This is a genomic window from Streptomyces sp. NPDC029159 (assembly GCF_055564055.1).
Map to the genome: position 1 here is coordinate 339996 of NZ_JBVHWT010000002.1, position 14091 is coordinate 354086.

Here is a 14091-nt window from a genome sequence, read left to right on the forward strand (position 1 = left end):
GCGGGATGGCACTGCTGCGGGGCGCCCCCGGAGGGACGCATCACACCGACATGCTACTTACGGGTAACCATGCTGCACAGCCCCCTCGCCCGGAGCGGTGAAGGTCACATCGTGCGGGTTGCGGTGGCGTGGAGGTGTGATCAACCGAAGGCGCACATAAAGTGCCCTTATGGACACAAAGCGTAAGGATCTGGTGGTGCGCGGTCGGCGGCGTCCCGTGGGGCCCCGCACGCTGGGAGCGGTGTGCGCGGTCGCCGCCGCCGGTGCGCTCCTCGCGGGCTGCGGCAGCGGCGGCAAGAGCGTGAGCGGCGCGCCGGACGGTGGCGAGGTGGCGTCCCCGGCGGCGGCCACCTCCCCGGGCGGCTCCCCGAACGCCTCACCCGGCCGGAATCTGACCAAGGCGCAGAGCGAGCGCAAGGAACTCTTCGCGAAGACCAAGGCCGACTACGAGCACGTGCTGACCGCCGCGGCGGGTGCCGTGCCGCACAGCAAACCCGTCTCCACCGAGCTGAAGGGGGGCGACGGCGGCAACCCCGTGTGGGAGACGGTGGTGGCGACGTCCGACGGCACCGCCCACGCCCTCCGCGTCGACGCGGTCACCGGAAAGGCCGGCCACCCGGTCACCGAGCGGCAGAAGGCCGAGGACCGCAAGGCGCTGGCGACGCGGCTGCGGGACGCCACGGTCACCGCGCCGATGGCGGCGAAGACCGCGATGGCGAAGAAGAGCGGCAAGGTCGCGGGGGTCGAGCTGGAGAACGCCGACCACGGCAAGCCGGTCTGGAAGGTGGACGTCGTCTCGCCCTCCGACTGGAAGAAGACGACCTTCGACGTCGACGCCAAGGACAACAAGATCCTGAAGGAACACGCCGACCAGGACTGACGCCTGCGCTCCGGCCGCGCGGCCGGAGCGGTCACACCGCACCCCGGCGGCCGTCATCGGCCCGCCGGGGTGCGGTGCGCCGTCAGTCGCTGTGCTGCGCCAGTGCCTGGGCGAGCAGCGGCGTGACCAGCTGGACCTGCCAGGCGCGTGCGCCGTACCCGGCCAGGGCGGCGGCGACCGCGTCCCCGGTCGGCTCGGCGGGCGGCTCCCAGCACACCCGGCGCACCGTGTCCGGCGTGATCAGGTTCTCCTGCGGGAGGTTCAGCTCCTCCGCCAGCGCGGTCACCGCGGCGCGTGCCGCCGAGAGCCGGGCCGCGGCCACCGGGTCCTTGTCCGCCCAGGCGCGGGGCGGCGGCGGGCCGTTGAGCGGCGCGCCGGGCTGCGGCAGCTCGCTGTCGGGCAGCGCCCGCGCCCGGTCCACGGCCGCCTGCCACTGCTCCAGCTGACGGCGGCCCATACGGTGCCCGAAGCCGGGCAGTGCGGCCAGGGCGTGGGCGTTCGGCGGCAGATGCAGCGCCGCCTCCACGATCGCGGAGTCGCCGAGCACCTTGCCCGGGGAGACGTCGCGTTTCTGGGCGACCCGGTCGCGCGCCGTCCACAGTTCGCGGACGACGGCCATCTGCCGGCGGCGGCGCACCTTGTGCATCCCGGAGGTGCGGCGCCAGGGATCCTTGCGCGGCGGGGCCGGGGGAGCGGCGGCGATGGCGGCGAACTCCTGCCGGGCCCACTCCAGCTTCCCCTGCTGCTCCAGCTCCTCCTCCAGCGCATCGCGCAGATCGACCAGCAGCTCGACGTCGAGCGCGGCGTAGCGCAGCCACGGGTCGGGGAGCGGACGGGTCGACCAGTCGACGGCGGAGTGGCCCTTCTCCAGCGCGAAGCCGAGGACGTTCTCGACCATCGCGCCCAGGCCCACCCGCGCGAAACCGGCGAGACGGCCCGCCAGCTCGGTGTCGAACAGCCGGGTCGGCACCATCCCTATGTCGCGCAGGCACGGCAGGTCCTGGGTGGCGGCGTGCAGCACCCACTCGGTGTCGGCGACGGCCGTGCCCAGCGTGCCGAGGTCCGGGCAGCCGACCGGGTCGATCAGGACGCTGCCGGCGCCCTGGCGGCGCAACTGGACGAGGTAGGCGCGCTGGCCGTAGCGGTAGCCCGAGGCGCGCTCGGCGTCGACGGCGAGGGGGCCGGTGCCCGCCGCGAGGGCGGCGACGACCTCGGCGAGGGCGTCACCGCTGGCGGTCACCGGGGGGATGCCCTCACGGGGCTCCAACAGGGGTTCCGGCGCCGGTCGGGAATCCGGAGGCGAGTCTCCGGCTGCTCGCAGTGGAGTGTCTGCTGCGGTCTTTTGGGCGTCGGTCACCGGTCAAGGGTATCTGTGTATGCGCATCGCCCGTCGAGGGGAACGTTCCCTCGGCGGGCGATGTGTCGGGGTGCAGGTCAGTGGATGATGCCGGTGCGCAGCGCCACGGCCACCATTCCGGCCCGGTCGCCGGTGCCGAGCTTGCGGGCGATCCGGGCGAGGTGGCTCTTGACGGTCAGGGCGGACAGCCCCATCGACACGCCGATCGCCTTGTTGGACTGGCCCTCCGCCACCAGCCGCAGCACCTCGACCTCCCGGCCCGACAGCTCGCGGTAGCCGCCGGGGTGGCCCGGGGCGCCCGGCGGGCGGCGCTGCATCCGGGCGGCGTGGGCGCCGATCGGCGCGGCCCCCGGGCGGCCCGGCAGGCCGAGGTTGGTGCGGGTGCCGGTGACGACATAGCCCTTGACGCCGCCCGCGAGGGCGTTGCGTACCGCGCCGATGTCGTCGGCGGCGGAGAGTGCGAGGCCGTTGGGCCAGCCCGCGGCGCGGGTCTCGGACAGCAGCGTCAGGCCGGAGCCGTCGGGCAGATGGACGTCGGCAACGCAGATGTCGCGTGGGTTGCCGACCCGGGGGCGGGCCTCCGCGATCGACGACGCCTCGATCACGTCCCGTACTCCGAGGGCCCACAGGTGGCGGGTGACGGTGGAGCGGACGCGAGGGTCGGCCACGACGACCATGGCCGTCGGCTTGTTCGGGCGGTAGGCGACCAGGCTCGAAGGTTGCTCGAGGAGAACAGACACCGGGCCTCCTGGGGGAGTGGCGGGACGGTTGCGACCGGCTACAAGGGGCGAGCCGGGACGTTCCGTATCTGAAGGGTCACTGACCTCTTCGGCAGTAATCCGAGGGGACTTTAGGTATCGATCACGATTTAGTTAGTGTCAATTCGGACAAATCGGATGCGTGAGCGATCATGCGTGAACATCGGGGTGATCAGCGGTGCGCCTGTTCCCGCACACCACTCGTGAGGACGGCGCCGATCGTGCGGTACGGACCGGACGAGGGCGCCGCACCGTCGTGGTGCGACGCCCTCGCTCGGGGGCCGTGGGACAGCCCCTAGGCCCCCCGGCGCTGGGGCAGCGGCACCACACCGCCGCGCGGGCCGGGCTCCTGCGGCGCCGGGGGCAACCCGGCCACCTGGCACAGCAGATCGCACCAGGCCGCCAGGTGCGCGCCCGCGTCGGGTACGCCGCCGGGGCCCTCGGCCGGGGTCCACGACGCGCGGATCTCGATCTGGGTGGCCGGCTCCCGCGCCGCCAGACCGCCGAAGTGATGCGACGCGGCCCGGGTCACCGTCCCGCTCGCCTCGCCGTACCGCACCCCGCGGGCGTCCAGCGCGCCCGTCAGCCACGACCAGGAGACCTCGGGCAGCAGCGGATCGGCGCCCATCTCCGGCTCCAGCTCCGCGCGGGCCAGCGTCACCACCCGGAACGTGCCCTGCCACGCCTCGTGCCCGGCGGGGTGGTGCAGCAGCACCAGCCGCCCGTCCGCCAGATCCGCGTCCTCGCCGTCCGCCCCCGCGCCCCGCTCGACCACCGTGGCCTCCAGCGCGGCGGCGTACGGTGCGAGCCGTTTCGGCGCCGGTACCACATCCAGCTCGATCTCGGGGCGCAGCCGGGCCGCGCGGAGCGACTCGACCGCTCGTCGGAAGGGGATCGGGGTCTCGTCCGCGCTGTCCGAGAGGTGTTCGTACGCCGCAGCCATGCCCGGAAGAGTAGGCGCAAGTGGCGCCGCGGAGGGGGAGGACACCCGGTGCGCGCGTCGCCCGTTCGGAGGTGTCCGGCGCCGCATGCGAAGATTCCGTCCGTGAGCGTCAACGACCGCCCGACGGGCCAGCAGCAGACCGGAACGTACGACTCGGCCTTCCTCAGGGCCTGCCGGCGCGAGCCGGTGCCGCACACCCCTGTGTGGTTCATGCGGCAGGCCGGGCGCTCGCTGCCCGAGTACCACAAGGTCCGCGAGGGCATCGCGATGCTCGACTCCTGCACCCGGCCCGAGCTGGTCACGGAGATCACCCTCCAGCCGGTGCGCCGTCACCACGTCGACGCCGCCGTCTACTTCAGCGACATCGTCGTGCCGCTGAAGGCCATCGGCATCGACCTCGACATCAAGCCGGGCGTCGGCCCCGTCGTCGAGAACCCGATCCGCACCCGCGCCGACCTGGACCGGCTGCGCCCGCTGGAGCCCGGTGACGTCGCGTACGTCACCGAGGCCGTGCGGATGCTCGTCCAGGAGCTGGGGTCCACGCCGCTCATCGGCTTCGCCGGTGCGCCGTTCACGCTCGCCAGCTACCTGGTCGAGGGCGGCCCGTCGCGCAACCACGAGCGCACCAAGGCGCTGATGTACGGCGACCCGGAGCTCTGGGCCGACCTGCTGGACCGCCTCGCCGTGATCACCACCGCCTTCCTCACCGTGCAGATCGAGGCCGGGGCGAGTGCCGTGCAGCTCTTCGACTCCTGGGTCGGCGCGCTCTCGCCCGCCGACTACCGCCGCTCGGTGATGCCCGCCTCCGCGAAGGTCTTCGAGGCGGTCGCGCACCACGGCGTGCCGCGGATCCACTTCGGCGCCGGCACCGGCGAGCTGCTGGGCCTGCTCGGCGAGGCCGGGGCGGACGTCGTCGGCGTCGACTGGCGGGTCCCGCTGGACGAGGCGGCCCGCCGGGTCGGCCCCGGCAAGGCGCTCCAGGGCAACCTCGACCCGGCCGTGCTCTTCGCCCCGCGCCAGGCGGTGGAGGCCAAGGCGCGCGAGGTGCTGGACGCCGCCGCCGGTCTGGAGGGCCACATCTTCAACCTCGGCCACGGCGTGCTGCCCACCACCGACCCGGACGCGCTGACCCGCCTCACCGAGTACGTCCACACGCAGACCGCGCGCTGAGCCGCCGCGCCCGGCCGCCGGGGCCTCACATCCCGGCGGCCCGGACCGCCGCCGTGGCCTTGCGGGACGCGACCAGCACCGGATCCCAGACCGGGGAGAACGGCGGCGCGTAGCCCAGATCGAGCATGGTCAGCTGCTCCACCGTCATCCCGGCGGTCAGCGCGACCGCCGCGATGTCCACCCGCTTCCCGGCGCCCTCCCGGCCGACGATCTGCACGCCCAGCAGCCGCCCGGTACGCCGCTCGGCGAGCATCTTCACATGCATCGGCCGGGCGCCGGGGTAGTAACCGGCGTGCTGGGTCGACTCGATGGTCACCGTCACGAACTCCAGCCCCTCGGCGCGGGCCTGGTGCTCCAGCAGGCCGGTGCGGGCGATCTCCAGATCGCAGACCTTGCTGACGGCCGTGCCGACCACCCCGGGGAAGGTGGCGTAGCCGCCCGCGACGTTGGCGCCGATGACCTGGCCGTGCTTGTTGGCATGGGTGCCGAGCGGGAGGTGGCGGGTGTGGCCCGACACCAGGTCGAGGACCTCCACGCAGTCACCGCCGGCCCAGACGTTCTCCTGGCCGCGCACCCGCATCGACAGATCCGTCAGCAGCCCGCCGGACGCCCCGAGGGGCAACCCGGCGGCCTCGGCCAGCGCCGTCTCCGGGCGGACGCCCATCCCCAGCACCACGACGTCCGCCGGATACTCCGCGTCCTCGGTGGCCACCGCGCGGGCGCGCCCCTCCCCGTCGGTCAGCACGGCGGTGGCGCCGGCGCCGCGCACCGTCTCGATGCCCAGGCCGCACATGGCTTCGTGGACCCGCGCGCCCATGTCCGGGTCGAGCGTGGACATCGGCTGCTCGCCCCTGTGCAGCACCGTGACCGCGAAGCCGCGCTGGATCAGCGCCTCGGCCATCTCCACCCCGATGTACCCGGCGCCGATGACCACGGCGCGGCGGCCCGGGGCGGCGGCGAGCGTGTCGATCAGGGCGCGGCCGTCGTCGAGGGTCTGCACCCCGTGCACCCCGCGCGCCTCGATACCGGGCAGCGGGGGCCGCAGCGGCCGGGCGCCGGTGGCCAGCACCAGCTTGTCGAACTCCGTCCAGCTCTCCCGCCCGCCGTCGTCCAGCGCCCGCGCCCGTACCCGGCCGCGCGCCAGATCCAGCTCGGTGACCTCGGTGCGCATCCGCAGATCGATGGCGCGCGCCCGGTGCTCCTCGGGTGTTCGGGCGATCAGCGCGGCGGGGCCGTCGACCGTGCCGCCGACCCAGTACGGGATGCCGCACGCGGAGTACGACGTGAAGTGGCTGCGCTCGAACGCGGTGATGGCCAGCTCGCCGGGGCCTTTCAGCCGCCGGGCCTGCGAGGCGGCCGCCATGCCCGCCGCGTCACCGCCGATCACCACGAGCCGTTCCGTCATGGAAGCCCCTCACGCCGTGCCCTGCCCGCGCGCAACGCCCGCACGGGCCCACCTGAGCCAGGCTACGGCCCGGCACCGACAACGGCGGGGGAGCGCGGCCGGGACCGTCACGAGGACCCCGCGTGGCCCGGTTCGCCGGAGCGCCCTCACCGCTCCAGGACGAGCGCCAGCCCCTGCCCCACCCCGATGCACAGGGCCGCCAGGCCCGTACCGGAGCCGCGGGCCGCGAGCTGATGGGCCACCGCACCGGCCAGCCGTGCGCCCGACGCCCCCAGCGGGTGGCCGATCGAGAGGGCGCCGCCGCGCGGGTTGACGAGCGTGGGGTCCAGCTCCGGCCAGCGGCCGATGCACCCCAGGGCCTGCGCGGCGAACGCCTCGTTCAGCTCGAAGACCGCCAGGTCGCCGAAGCCGCGTCCGGCGCGCTCCAGCGCCCGCCGCACCGCGCCGACCGGGCCGAGCCCGTAGAACTGCGGCTCCACACCCGTCACCGCGCTCGCGCCGATCCGGGCCAGCGGCTCCCGGCCGGTGGCCCGCAGCCCCTCCTCGTCGGCGAGGAGCAGCGCCGCCGCACCGTCGTTGAGCGGCGCGGAGTTCCCGGCGGTGACCGTTCCGCCGGTGCGGCGGAACGCCGGCTTCAGCCGGGACAGCGCCTCCAGCGAGGACGCCTCCCGGATCGTCTCGTCCCGCTCCAGCTCCACCCCGGGCAGCGGCACCACCTCCGCGTCGTACTGCCCCTCGCGCCAGGCGCGGCTCGCCTTCTGATGGCTGGCCAGCGCGTACACGTCCTGCTGCTCGCGGGTGATTCCGTGCAGGTCGGCGATCTTCTCCGCGCCCTCACCCAGCGCGACCGTCCACTCCGGCCGCATCCCCGGGTTGACCATCCGCCAGCCCAGCGTCGTGGAGAACAGCTCCTGATGGCCCGTCGGGAAGCCGCGGTCCGGTTTGGCGAGGACGTACGGCGCCCGGCTCATCGACTCCACCCCGCCCGCCACCGCCACGTGCGCATCGCCGTGCGCGATGGCCCGGGCCGCCTGGACGACGGCCTCCAGCCCGGAACCGCACAGCCGGTTGACCGTCACGCCGGGCACCGTGTCGGGCAGCCCGGCCAGCAGCACCGCCATCCGCGCGACGTTGCGGTTGTCCTCCCCGGCGCCGTTCGCGTCGCCCAGGACGACGTCGTCGATGAGCGCCGGATCCAGCTCCGGGCTGCGCGCCACCAGTGCCCCCAGGACATGGGCGGCGAGATCGTCGGGGCGGACGCCCGCCAGCGCCCCGCCGTATCTGCCGACCGGGGTCCGTACGGCGTCGACGACGTAGACGTCCCGTGCGCGGTGCTCGGTCATCAAGGCTGTCCTCGCTGTGTGGGGCTGCCGGGGAGCCGGGGACCGGGCCGTCCGGGCGCGCGAGCGCGCGGGGCGGCTGCGGCGCGGGCGGGCGCCGGGCCGCCGCCCGCCCGAGTCTTTGCCGGGCCCCGGGCGCTGTCAACGCGGTCCTCGGCCAACGTCCGCGGAACGCTCTGAGAGAGTGGGGGCATGAGCGCAGCGCACACCAGTACGGGCCGGGCAGCCGGCCGCCATGTGGTCGTCATCGGCGGCGGGATCGCCGGCCTCGCCGCGGCGCACCGCCTCCTCGAAGGCGGCGCCACCGTGACCCTCCTGGAGGCGTCCGGACGGCTCGGCGGCAAGCTGCGGGCCGGGGAGATCGCCGGTGTCCCCGTGGATCTGGGCGCCGAGTCGATGCTGGCCCGGCGGCCCGAGGGCGTGGACCTGGCCCGCGCCGTCGGCCTCGGCGACCGCCTCCAGCCGCCCGCCACCGCCTCCGCCACCCTCTGGACGCGCGGGGCGCTGCGCCCCATGCCCAAGGGCCATGTCATGGGCGTCCCCGGCGACCTCGCCCCGCTCGCCGCCTCCGGCGTCATCTCGGCGGCGGGCCTCGACCGCATCGCCGCCGACGAGACCCTGGAGCGCACCGATGTCGGCGAGGACGTCGCGGTCGGCGAGTACGTCGCCGAGCGGCTCGGCCGCGAGGTCGTCGACCGGCTCGTCGAACCGCTGCTCGGCGGCGTCTACGCGGGCGACGCCTACCGCATCTCGATGCGCGCCGCCGTCCCGCAGCTCTTCGAGGCGGCCCGTGCCGAGCGGTCGCTGATCGCCGGGGTCCGCGGGATCCAGGCGCGCGCCGCCGAGGCGGCCCGGGACCTCCCCGCCGACCGGCCGGTCTTCATGGGCATCGACGGCGGCATCGGCACGCTGCCCGGCGCCGTCGCGGACGCGGTGCGCGCCGCCGGTGGCGAGATCGCGCTGCACACCCCGGTCCGCGCGCTGCGCCGCCGCGGCGCCGACGGCTGGTCGGTGGCGGCGGGCGAGCGCACGATCGAGGCCGACGCGGTGATCCTGGCGGCGCCCGCCGGGCCCGCGGCGCGGCTGCTGCGGGACGACTGCCCGGCGGCCGCCACCGAGCTGGACACCGTCGAGTCCGCCTCGATGGCGCTGATCACGATGGCCTTCCGCCGCGCCGATGTGGCGGGGATGCCGGAGGGCAGCGGCTTCCTCGTCCCGCCCGTGGACGGCCACCGCATCAAGGCGTCGACGTTCGCCGGCCGCAAATGGGGCTGGATCGCCGACGCCGACCCGGAGCTGTTCGTGCTGCGCACCTCCGTCGGCCGCTACGGCGACGACGCCCTGCTGGGCCGCGACGACGCCGAACTGGTGGAGATCTCGCTCGCCGACCTCGGCGCGGCCGTCGGCCTCGCCGCCCGCCCCGTGGCTTCCACCGTCACCCGCTGGGAGGGCGGTCTGCCGCAGTACTTCGTCGGCCACCCGGACCGCGTCGCCCGGATCCGCGCGGCGCTCCCCGGGGCGCTGCGGGTGTGCGGTGCGGCCTACGACGGCGTCGGTATCCCGGCGTGCATCGGGTCGGCGCGGCGGGCCGCCGACGAGATCCTCGCCGGCCTGGAGACCCGGGCGCCGGACTTCTCCGGAGGCGAGTGAGAATGGACGGTATGACAGACGCTTCCACCCCCGCCGCGGACCGGGCGCAGAACGCCGGCAAGAAGGCGAAGGACCTCAACGACACCATCCGCTACACCCTGTGGTCGGTCTTCCGGCTGCGGGACGTCCTCCCCGAGGACCGCGGCGGATGCGCCGACGAGGTCGAGGAGCTGTTCACCCAGCTCGCCGCCAAGGACGTCGTGGTCCGCGGCACCTACGACGTCTCCGGTCTGCGCGCCGACGCCGACGTGATGATCTGGTGGCACTCGGAGAGTGCGGACGCCCTCCAGGAGGCGTTCAACCTCTTCCGCCGCACCCGCCTGGGCCGCGCCCTCACCCCGGTGTGGTCCAACATGGCGCTGCACCGCCCCGCGGAGTTCAACAAGTCGCACATCCCGGCGTTCCTCGCCGACGAGCGCCCCCGCGACTACGTCAGCGTCTACCCGTTCGTCCGCTCCTACGAGTGGTACCTCCTCCCCGACGACGAGCGCCGCAAGATGCTCGCCGACCACGGCAAGATGGCCCGCGGCTTCCCGGACGTCCGCGCCAACACCGTGCCGTCGTTCTCGCTCGGCGACTACGAGTGGATCCTGGCGTTCGAGGCGGACGACCTGTACCGCATCGTCGACCTGATGCGTCACCTGCGCGGCTCCGAGGCACGGCGGCACGTCCGCGAAGAGGTGCCGTTCTACACCGGCCGCCGCAAGCCGGTCGCCGAACTGGTCGCCGGTCTGGCCTGATCCGGCCGCGTACGGTCCGTGCACCACGACGACGGCGGGCCGCCCCACCCCGGGGCGGCCCGCCGTCGTCGTGCCCGGTGGATCACAGGGGGCTGGTCGCGCCCCTCCCGGCCTTCTTGGCGGCGGGCTTCGCGTCCTGTGGCTTCGGCTCGGCCCGCGGGGCGCAGTACACCCGGTGCCCGGGGACGGTGCCGTGCAGCAGATACGCCTCCACATGCGCGTTCACACAGGAGTTGGGGCCGTAGGCGATGCCGTGGGTGCCGGCGCCGTTCTCGGTGACCAGCGACGAGCCCGGCAGCCGCTCCTGGAGCGCCAGGGCGCCCGGGTAGGGCGTCGCGCCGTCGCGCTCGGCGGCCAGCAGCAGGACCGGCGGCAGCGCACCGGGCGCGGTGCGGACGTCGACCGGGCCGTGGTGCCCGGGCAGCGCCTGCGCCGCGCGGGCGGCCGCCGCGTACCGGGCGGCCTCACCCACCTCGTCCGTCCCGGGGACGCCGGCCGCGGCGCGGTCCTCGGCCCGGCCGGTCGCGGCGGTCAGTCCGGCGCGGGCCGACTGCGCGGCGTCCGGCCAGAAGGCGCACGGCAGGTTCATCCAGACGTTGTCCCAGGTCTCGAACGGTGCGCGCCGCGCCACCTCGGCGTTGTCCCGCTCCCAGGTGCGCAGGTCGTGTGGCCAGGCCGCGTCGTTGCAGGAGACCGCGGTGTAGACCGCGTTGCTGTTCTCGTCGGCGACCGCGTCCTCGGGATCGGGCGCCGCCTGGTCCCGCAGCGGCTTGTCGTCGCCGTGCAGATACGCCGACAGGGCCTGGGCCCGGCGCGGCCAGTAGATGTCGTTGTAGCCGGTGCGCAGGAACGCCGACTGGAGCTGCGCGGGCCCGACCGTGCCGCCCGCCGGGTGGCTCCGCAGCCGGGTGAGCGCGGTGTCGTACGCCTGCTGCACCGCCTGCTCCGTGGTGCCCAGGTGGTAGGCGTCCTGGTGGCGGGCGACCCAGCGCAGCCAGTCGCGCCAGCGGCCCTGGAACGCGACGTTCTGGGCGAGGTTGTTGCGGTACCAGATCTGCCGCGGGTCCGGGTCGACGACGCTGTCGAAGATCATCCGGCGGACGTGCCCGGGGTAGAACGTGGCGTACAGCGCGCCGAAGTACGTGCCGTAGGAGGCGCCCATGAACGTCAGCTTCCGCTCGCCGAGCGCGGCGCGCAGCATGTCGAGGTCGCGGGCGTTGTTGACGGAGTTGTAGAACGGCAGGTCGGCGCCGGCGTTCCGGGCGCAGCCGCGGGCGTACGCCTCGGCCTGCGCGCTCTTCTCGCGCTTGAAGGCGGCGGTGGGGTGCACCTGGCTGTCGGTCGGGGCCTTCGCGAACTCCTTCGGGTCCTGGCAGGACAGCGGCGCCGACCGGCCGACGCCGCGCGGGGCGTAGCCGACGAAGTCGTAGGCGCGGGCGGTGCGGCGCCACTTGGGCAGCGCGCCGTAGAGCGGGAAGTCCATGCTGGAGCCGCCCGGACCGCCCGGATTGAAGATCAGGGCACCCTGCCGCTCCTTGGGCGCGGTGGCCCGGATCCGGCTGACGGTCAGCTTGATCTGCTTGCCCTGGGGACGCCCGTAGTCGAGCGGCACGGTCAGCGCGGCGCACTCGACGTCCGACGGCAGATGCTCGACCGGGGCGCAGCGCCCGAAGGTGAGGGGGCGCGCGAGGGGCGCGGCGGGCGCGCGGGTGGCGCCGTCCGCCGGGGAGGTGGCGAGGGCGCCCAGGAGGAGTGACCCGATGGTTCCGTACAACGCGAGTGCTCTCACGAACCGTCCCTTCGTCGTGCCCGGCACGGAGACGGCCCGCGCGCGGCCGCAAACGTGCATACGGAAGGGATGGTTGGCGCGGCGATCGGTGAAGTAAAGCACCGGGCCCCGGTGTTGCCCGCTATACCCCGGATGAGTGGAGGGCCGAGCGCAGCGACGGGTCGGCCAGCGCCCGCGGACCGTGCAGCGCCAGGGCGGTCAGCGCGTCCCCGGAGGCCGGGCGGCCGGCCCCGGTGGCGCGGCGCAGCCGGCCCGCGCCCGCCGCCGTCGTCCAGCGCGCGGCCGGGCGGTACTCGGCGCGCGCCATCGCCCACGTACCGGCCGTGAGGACGAACGGCAGGGCGAACCAGCCGAGCAGCGGCCCGAGGGCGCGCTCCGGCGGCGCCTGCCAGACCGCCGCGGCGGCGGCCGCCAGCACGACGAGCGTGGCGGCCCGCACCTGCCGCAGCGCCTCGCCGAGACCGCCGTACGGGTCGGTCCGCGGGGCGAGACCGGCGGCCGTCAGGCGCTCCGTCAGGGACCGCAGCGCCTCCGTGGTGGCGAGGCCGTCGCGGATGGCCGGTATGCGGCGCTGCCCGTCGGAGCCGATGGCGGCGAGGACCGCGCACTCGACGGCGTCCCGGCCGACCGGGTCGACGACCGTGGCCCAGCCGGTGTGCGCCAGCAGGAGGCGGCGCTGCTGCGCCATCGACACCAGGGTGACGTCGGCGACCCGGTCCGGCCCGCCGGCCAGGAACGCCGTCTCGTACAGCGTCGGTCCGCACGGCGGCCCGGTCTCCGCGACGGCCGGCGGGTGAGGTGGCTGCGGCGGCAGGGCGCGGGCGGTGCGGCAGACGCGGAGGCAGGCGACGGCGGCGGCGAGCACGGCGACGGCGAGGAAGAGAAGCCCCATGGCGCAATTTCTACGGGAACGCCTGTCCGGCCGCCATGGCATATCTCAGGATATGGGAACGGGGCGGGCGGCCCGGGGCATGGCCGGAACCAGCCCCTCGGACCCGGCGCCCGCCCCTGTGGTCGGCGCTCAACCGCCGCACGAGGATCCGCAGGAGGACCCGCCGCCGCTGCACGACGACCCGCCGCCGCAGGAGGAGCCGCACGAGGAACCCCCGTGGTGCGAGCCGCCGCAGGACGAGCCCCCGCCGTGGTGCGAGCCGCCGCACGAGGAACCGCCGCCGTGGTGGTGCGAGCCACCGCAGCTCGACCCGCCGCCGGACGTCCCGCACCAGGCGGCCTGGGAGGACTGGTCGGCCCAGGTGCTGCCGCCGTCGGACGACGACGCGCCGTTCACGGCCATCGCGGTCTGCGCCTGGGCCAGCTGCTCCCGCAGCAGTTCGTCGGTGAGCAGCGTGGCGCTGCCGATCGCCACCAGGAGCGCCGCCGGAACCGCCACGTTCGCGACCGTGAGCGGATGGTGGGTGGCCCGGGCCGCCCGCAGCGCGAGCCGGCCCGCCTCCGTCAGCCGCCGCCCGCCGCTCTGCCGGCAGATCCCGCCGACGACCAACGCCACGACCACCGCGGGCACGATCGCCACCACGGTGGGCACCTCGACCGGATCCGCGTCGAGGTGGCCGGCGACGGTGAGCAGCAGGGTGCAGAGGAGCAGCACCACGGAGCCCGCCATCTGGAAACCGGCCCACCCCCGGGCGAGCCGCCCGCGCGCCGGACGCCGCATCAGCCCGCGCTCGGCGAGCCGGTCGCCGATCGCCTGGACCGCGGGGTCGGTCATCGCGCGGCGCCGCACCTCGGCCAACGCGCCACCGGGCGTCGCCGCCGCGGCAGCGAGCACGGCCGCCTCCACGGCGTCGCGCGGGTCGTTGCGGAGCACGGTCAGCACACCGGGCTCGCCGACCGCCGCCCGGCCGTCCTCGTGCAGCGCGGCGACGGCGGCGTCCACCACACGGGCGGGACCGCCACCCAGGAACGCGATCTCCCACACGTCGTGGGTGGGCGCGTCCACCAGCCGGATCCGCTTCTCCGGCCGCCGCCCGCGGACGGTGGCCACGATGAGGCCCGCCGAGGACAGCGCCACCACCCCGTACACCCAGGGAATGAAGGACAC

At 75.1% G+C, this 14091-nt stretch carries 12 protein-coding genes; 4 read left to right on the forward strand and 8 right to left on the reverse strand.

All coding sequences use genetic code 11. The features are described from left to right. The first annotated feature begins 169 nt into the window (after positions 1-169). Entirely contained in the window at positions 170-880 is a 711-nt protein-coding gene (locus ACZ4U4_RS05690; protein WP_467869265.1) for a PepSY domain-containing protein, read from the forward strand. An 82-nt stretch (positions 881-962) separates the two neighbouring features. On the opposite strand, the gene ACZ4U4_RS05695 is transcribed toward ACZ4U4_RS05690, so the two are convergent. The 3 genes from ACZ4U4_RS05695 to ACZ4U4_RS05705 all read right to left on the reverse strand — a co-directional run bounded on the left by ACZ4U4_RS05695 (position 963) and on the right by ACZ4U4_RS05705 (position 3938). Next, positions 963-2237, reverse strand: coding sequence for an HRDC domain-containing protein (locus ACZ4U4_RS05695; protein ID WP_467869267.1), 1275 nt, complete (start codon positions 2235-2237; stop codon positions 963-965). 77 nt (positions 2238-2314) lie between these two features. Next, the gene (locus tag ACZ4U4_RS05700) at positions 2315-2977 is read right to left on the reverse strand and encodes a response regulator transcription factor (protein WP_030279967.1); all 663 of its coding nucleotides are present in this window, start codon (positions 2975-2977) and stop codon (positions 2315-2317) included. 313 nt (positions 2978-3290) lie between these two features. Then, positions 3291-3938: a DUF3000 domain-containing protein gene (locus ACZ4U4_RS05705; RefSeq protein ID WP_467869269.1), complete on the reverse strand. Its 648-nt coding sequence runs from the start codon at positions 3936-3938 to the stop codon at positions 3291-3293. Between the two features lie 102 nt (positions 3939-4040). On the opposite strand from ACZ4U4_RS05705, the gene hemE reads away from it, so the two are divergent. Then, on the forward strand, positions 4041-5108 hold the full coding sequence (gene hemE, locus ACZ4U4_RS05710) for a uroporphyrinogen decarboxylase (RefSeq protein ID WP_467869271.1): 1068 nt from the start codon (positions 4041-4043) through the stop codon (positions 5106-5108). A 25-nt stretch (positions 5109-5133) separates the two neighbouring features. Here the strand turns inward: hemE and ACZ4U4_RS05715 are convergent, their stop codons facing one another. Both ACZ4U4_RS05715 and ACZ4U4_RS05720 read right to left on the reverse strand, forming a co-directional pair. After that, positions 5134-6513, reverse strand: a complete 1380-nt coding sequence (locus ACZ4U4_RS05715) for an FAD-dependent oxidoreductase (protein ID WP_467869273.1) — start codon at positions 6511-6513, stop codon at positions 5134-5136. A gap of 146 nt (positions 6514-6659) precedes the next feature. After that, positions 6660-7856: a thiolase family protein gene (locus tag ACZ4U4_RS05720; RefSeq protein WP_467869275.1), complete on the reverse strand. Its 1197-nt coding sequence runs from the start codon at positions 7854-7856 to the stop codon at positions 6660-6662. Between the two features lie 189 nt (positions 7857-8045). Here ACZ4U4_RS05720 and hemG point away from each other — a divergent pair, with 189 nt between their 5' ends. Together hemG and hemQ are read left to right on the forward strand one after the other, a co-directional pair. Continuing rightward, positions 8046-9503: a protoporphyrinogen oxidase gene (gene hemG, locus ACZ4U4_RS05725; protein ID WP_467869277.1), complete on the forward strand. Its 1458-nt coding sequence runs from the start codon at positions 8046-8048 to the stop codon at positions 9501-9503. 11 nt (positions 9504-9514) lie between these two features. Continuing rightward, on the forward strand, positions 9515-10243 hold the full coding sequence (hemQ, locus tag ACZ4U4_RS05730; RefSeq protein ID WP_467869279.1) for a hydrogen peroxide-dependent heme synthase: 729 nt from the start codon (positions 9515-9517) through the stop codon (positions 10241-10243). Between the two features lie 82 nt (positions 10244-10325). On the opposite strand, the gene ACZ4U4_RS05735 is transcribed toward hemQ, so the two are convergent. From ACZ4U4_RS05735 to ACZ4U4_RS05745, 3 genes are all read right to left on the reverse strand, one after another. Then, entirely contained in the window at positions 10326-12032 is a 1707-nt protein-coding gene (locus ACZ4U4_RS05735; protein ID WP_467869281.1) for an alpha/beta hydrolase, read from the reverse strand. A 121-nt stretch (positions 12033-12153) separates the two neighbouring features. Then, positions 12154-12924 (reverse strand): TIGR04222 domain-containing membrane protein, encoded by a 771-nt coding sequence (locus ACZ4U4_RS05740; RefSeq protein ID WP_467869283.1) that lies wholly within the window; start codon positions 12922-12924, stop codon positions 12154-12156. A 129-nt stretch (positions 12925-13053) separates the two neighbouring features. Next, entirely contained in the window at positions 13054-14091 is a 1038-nt protein-coding gene (locus ACZ4U4_RS05745) for a TIGR04222 domain-containing membrane protein (protein ID WP_467869285.1), read from the reverse strand.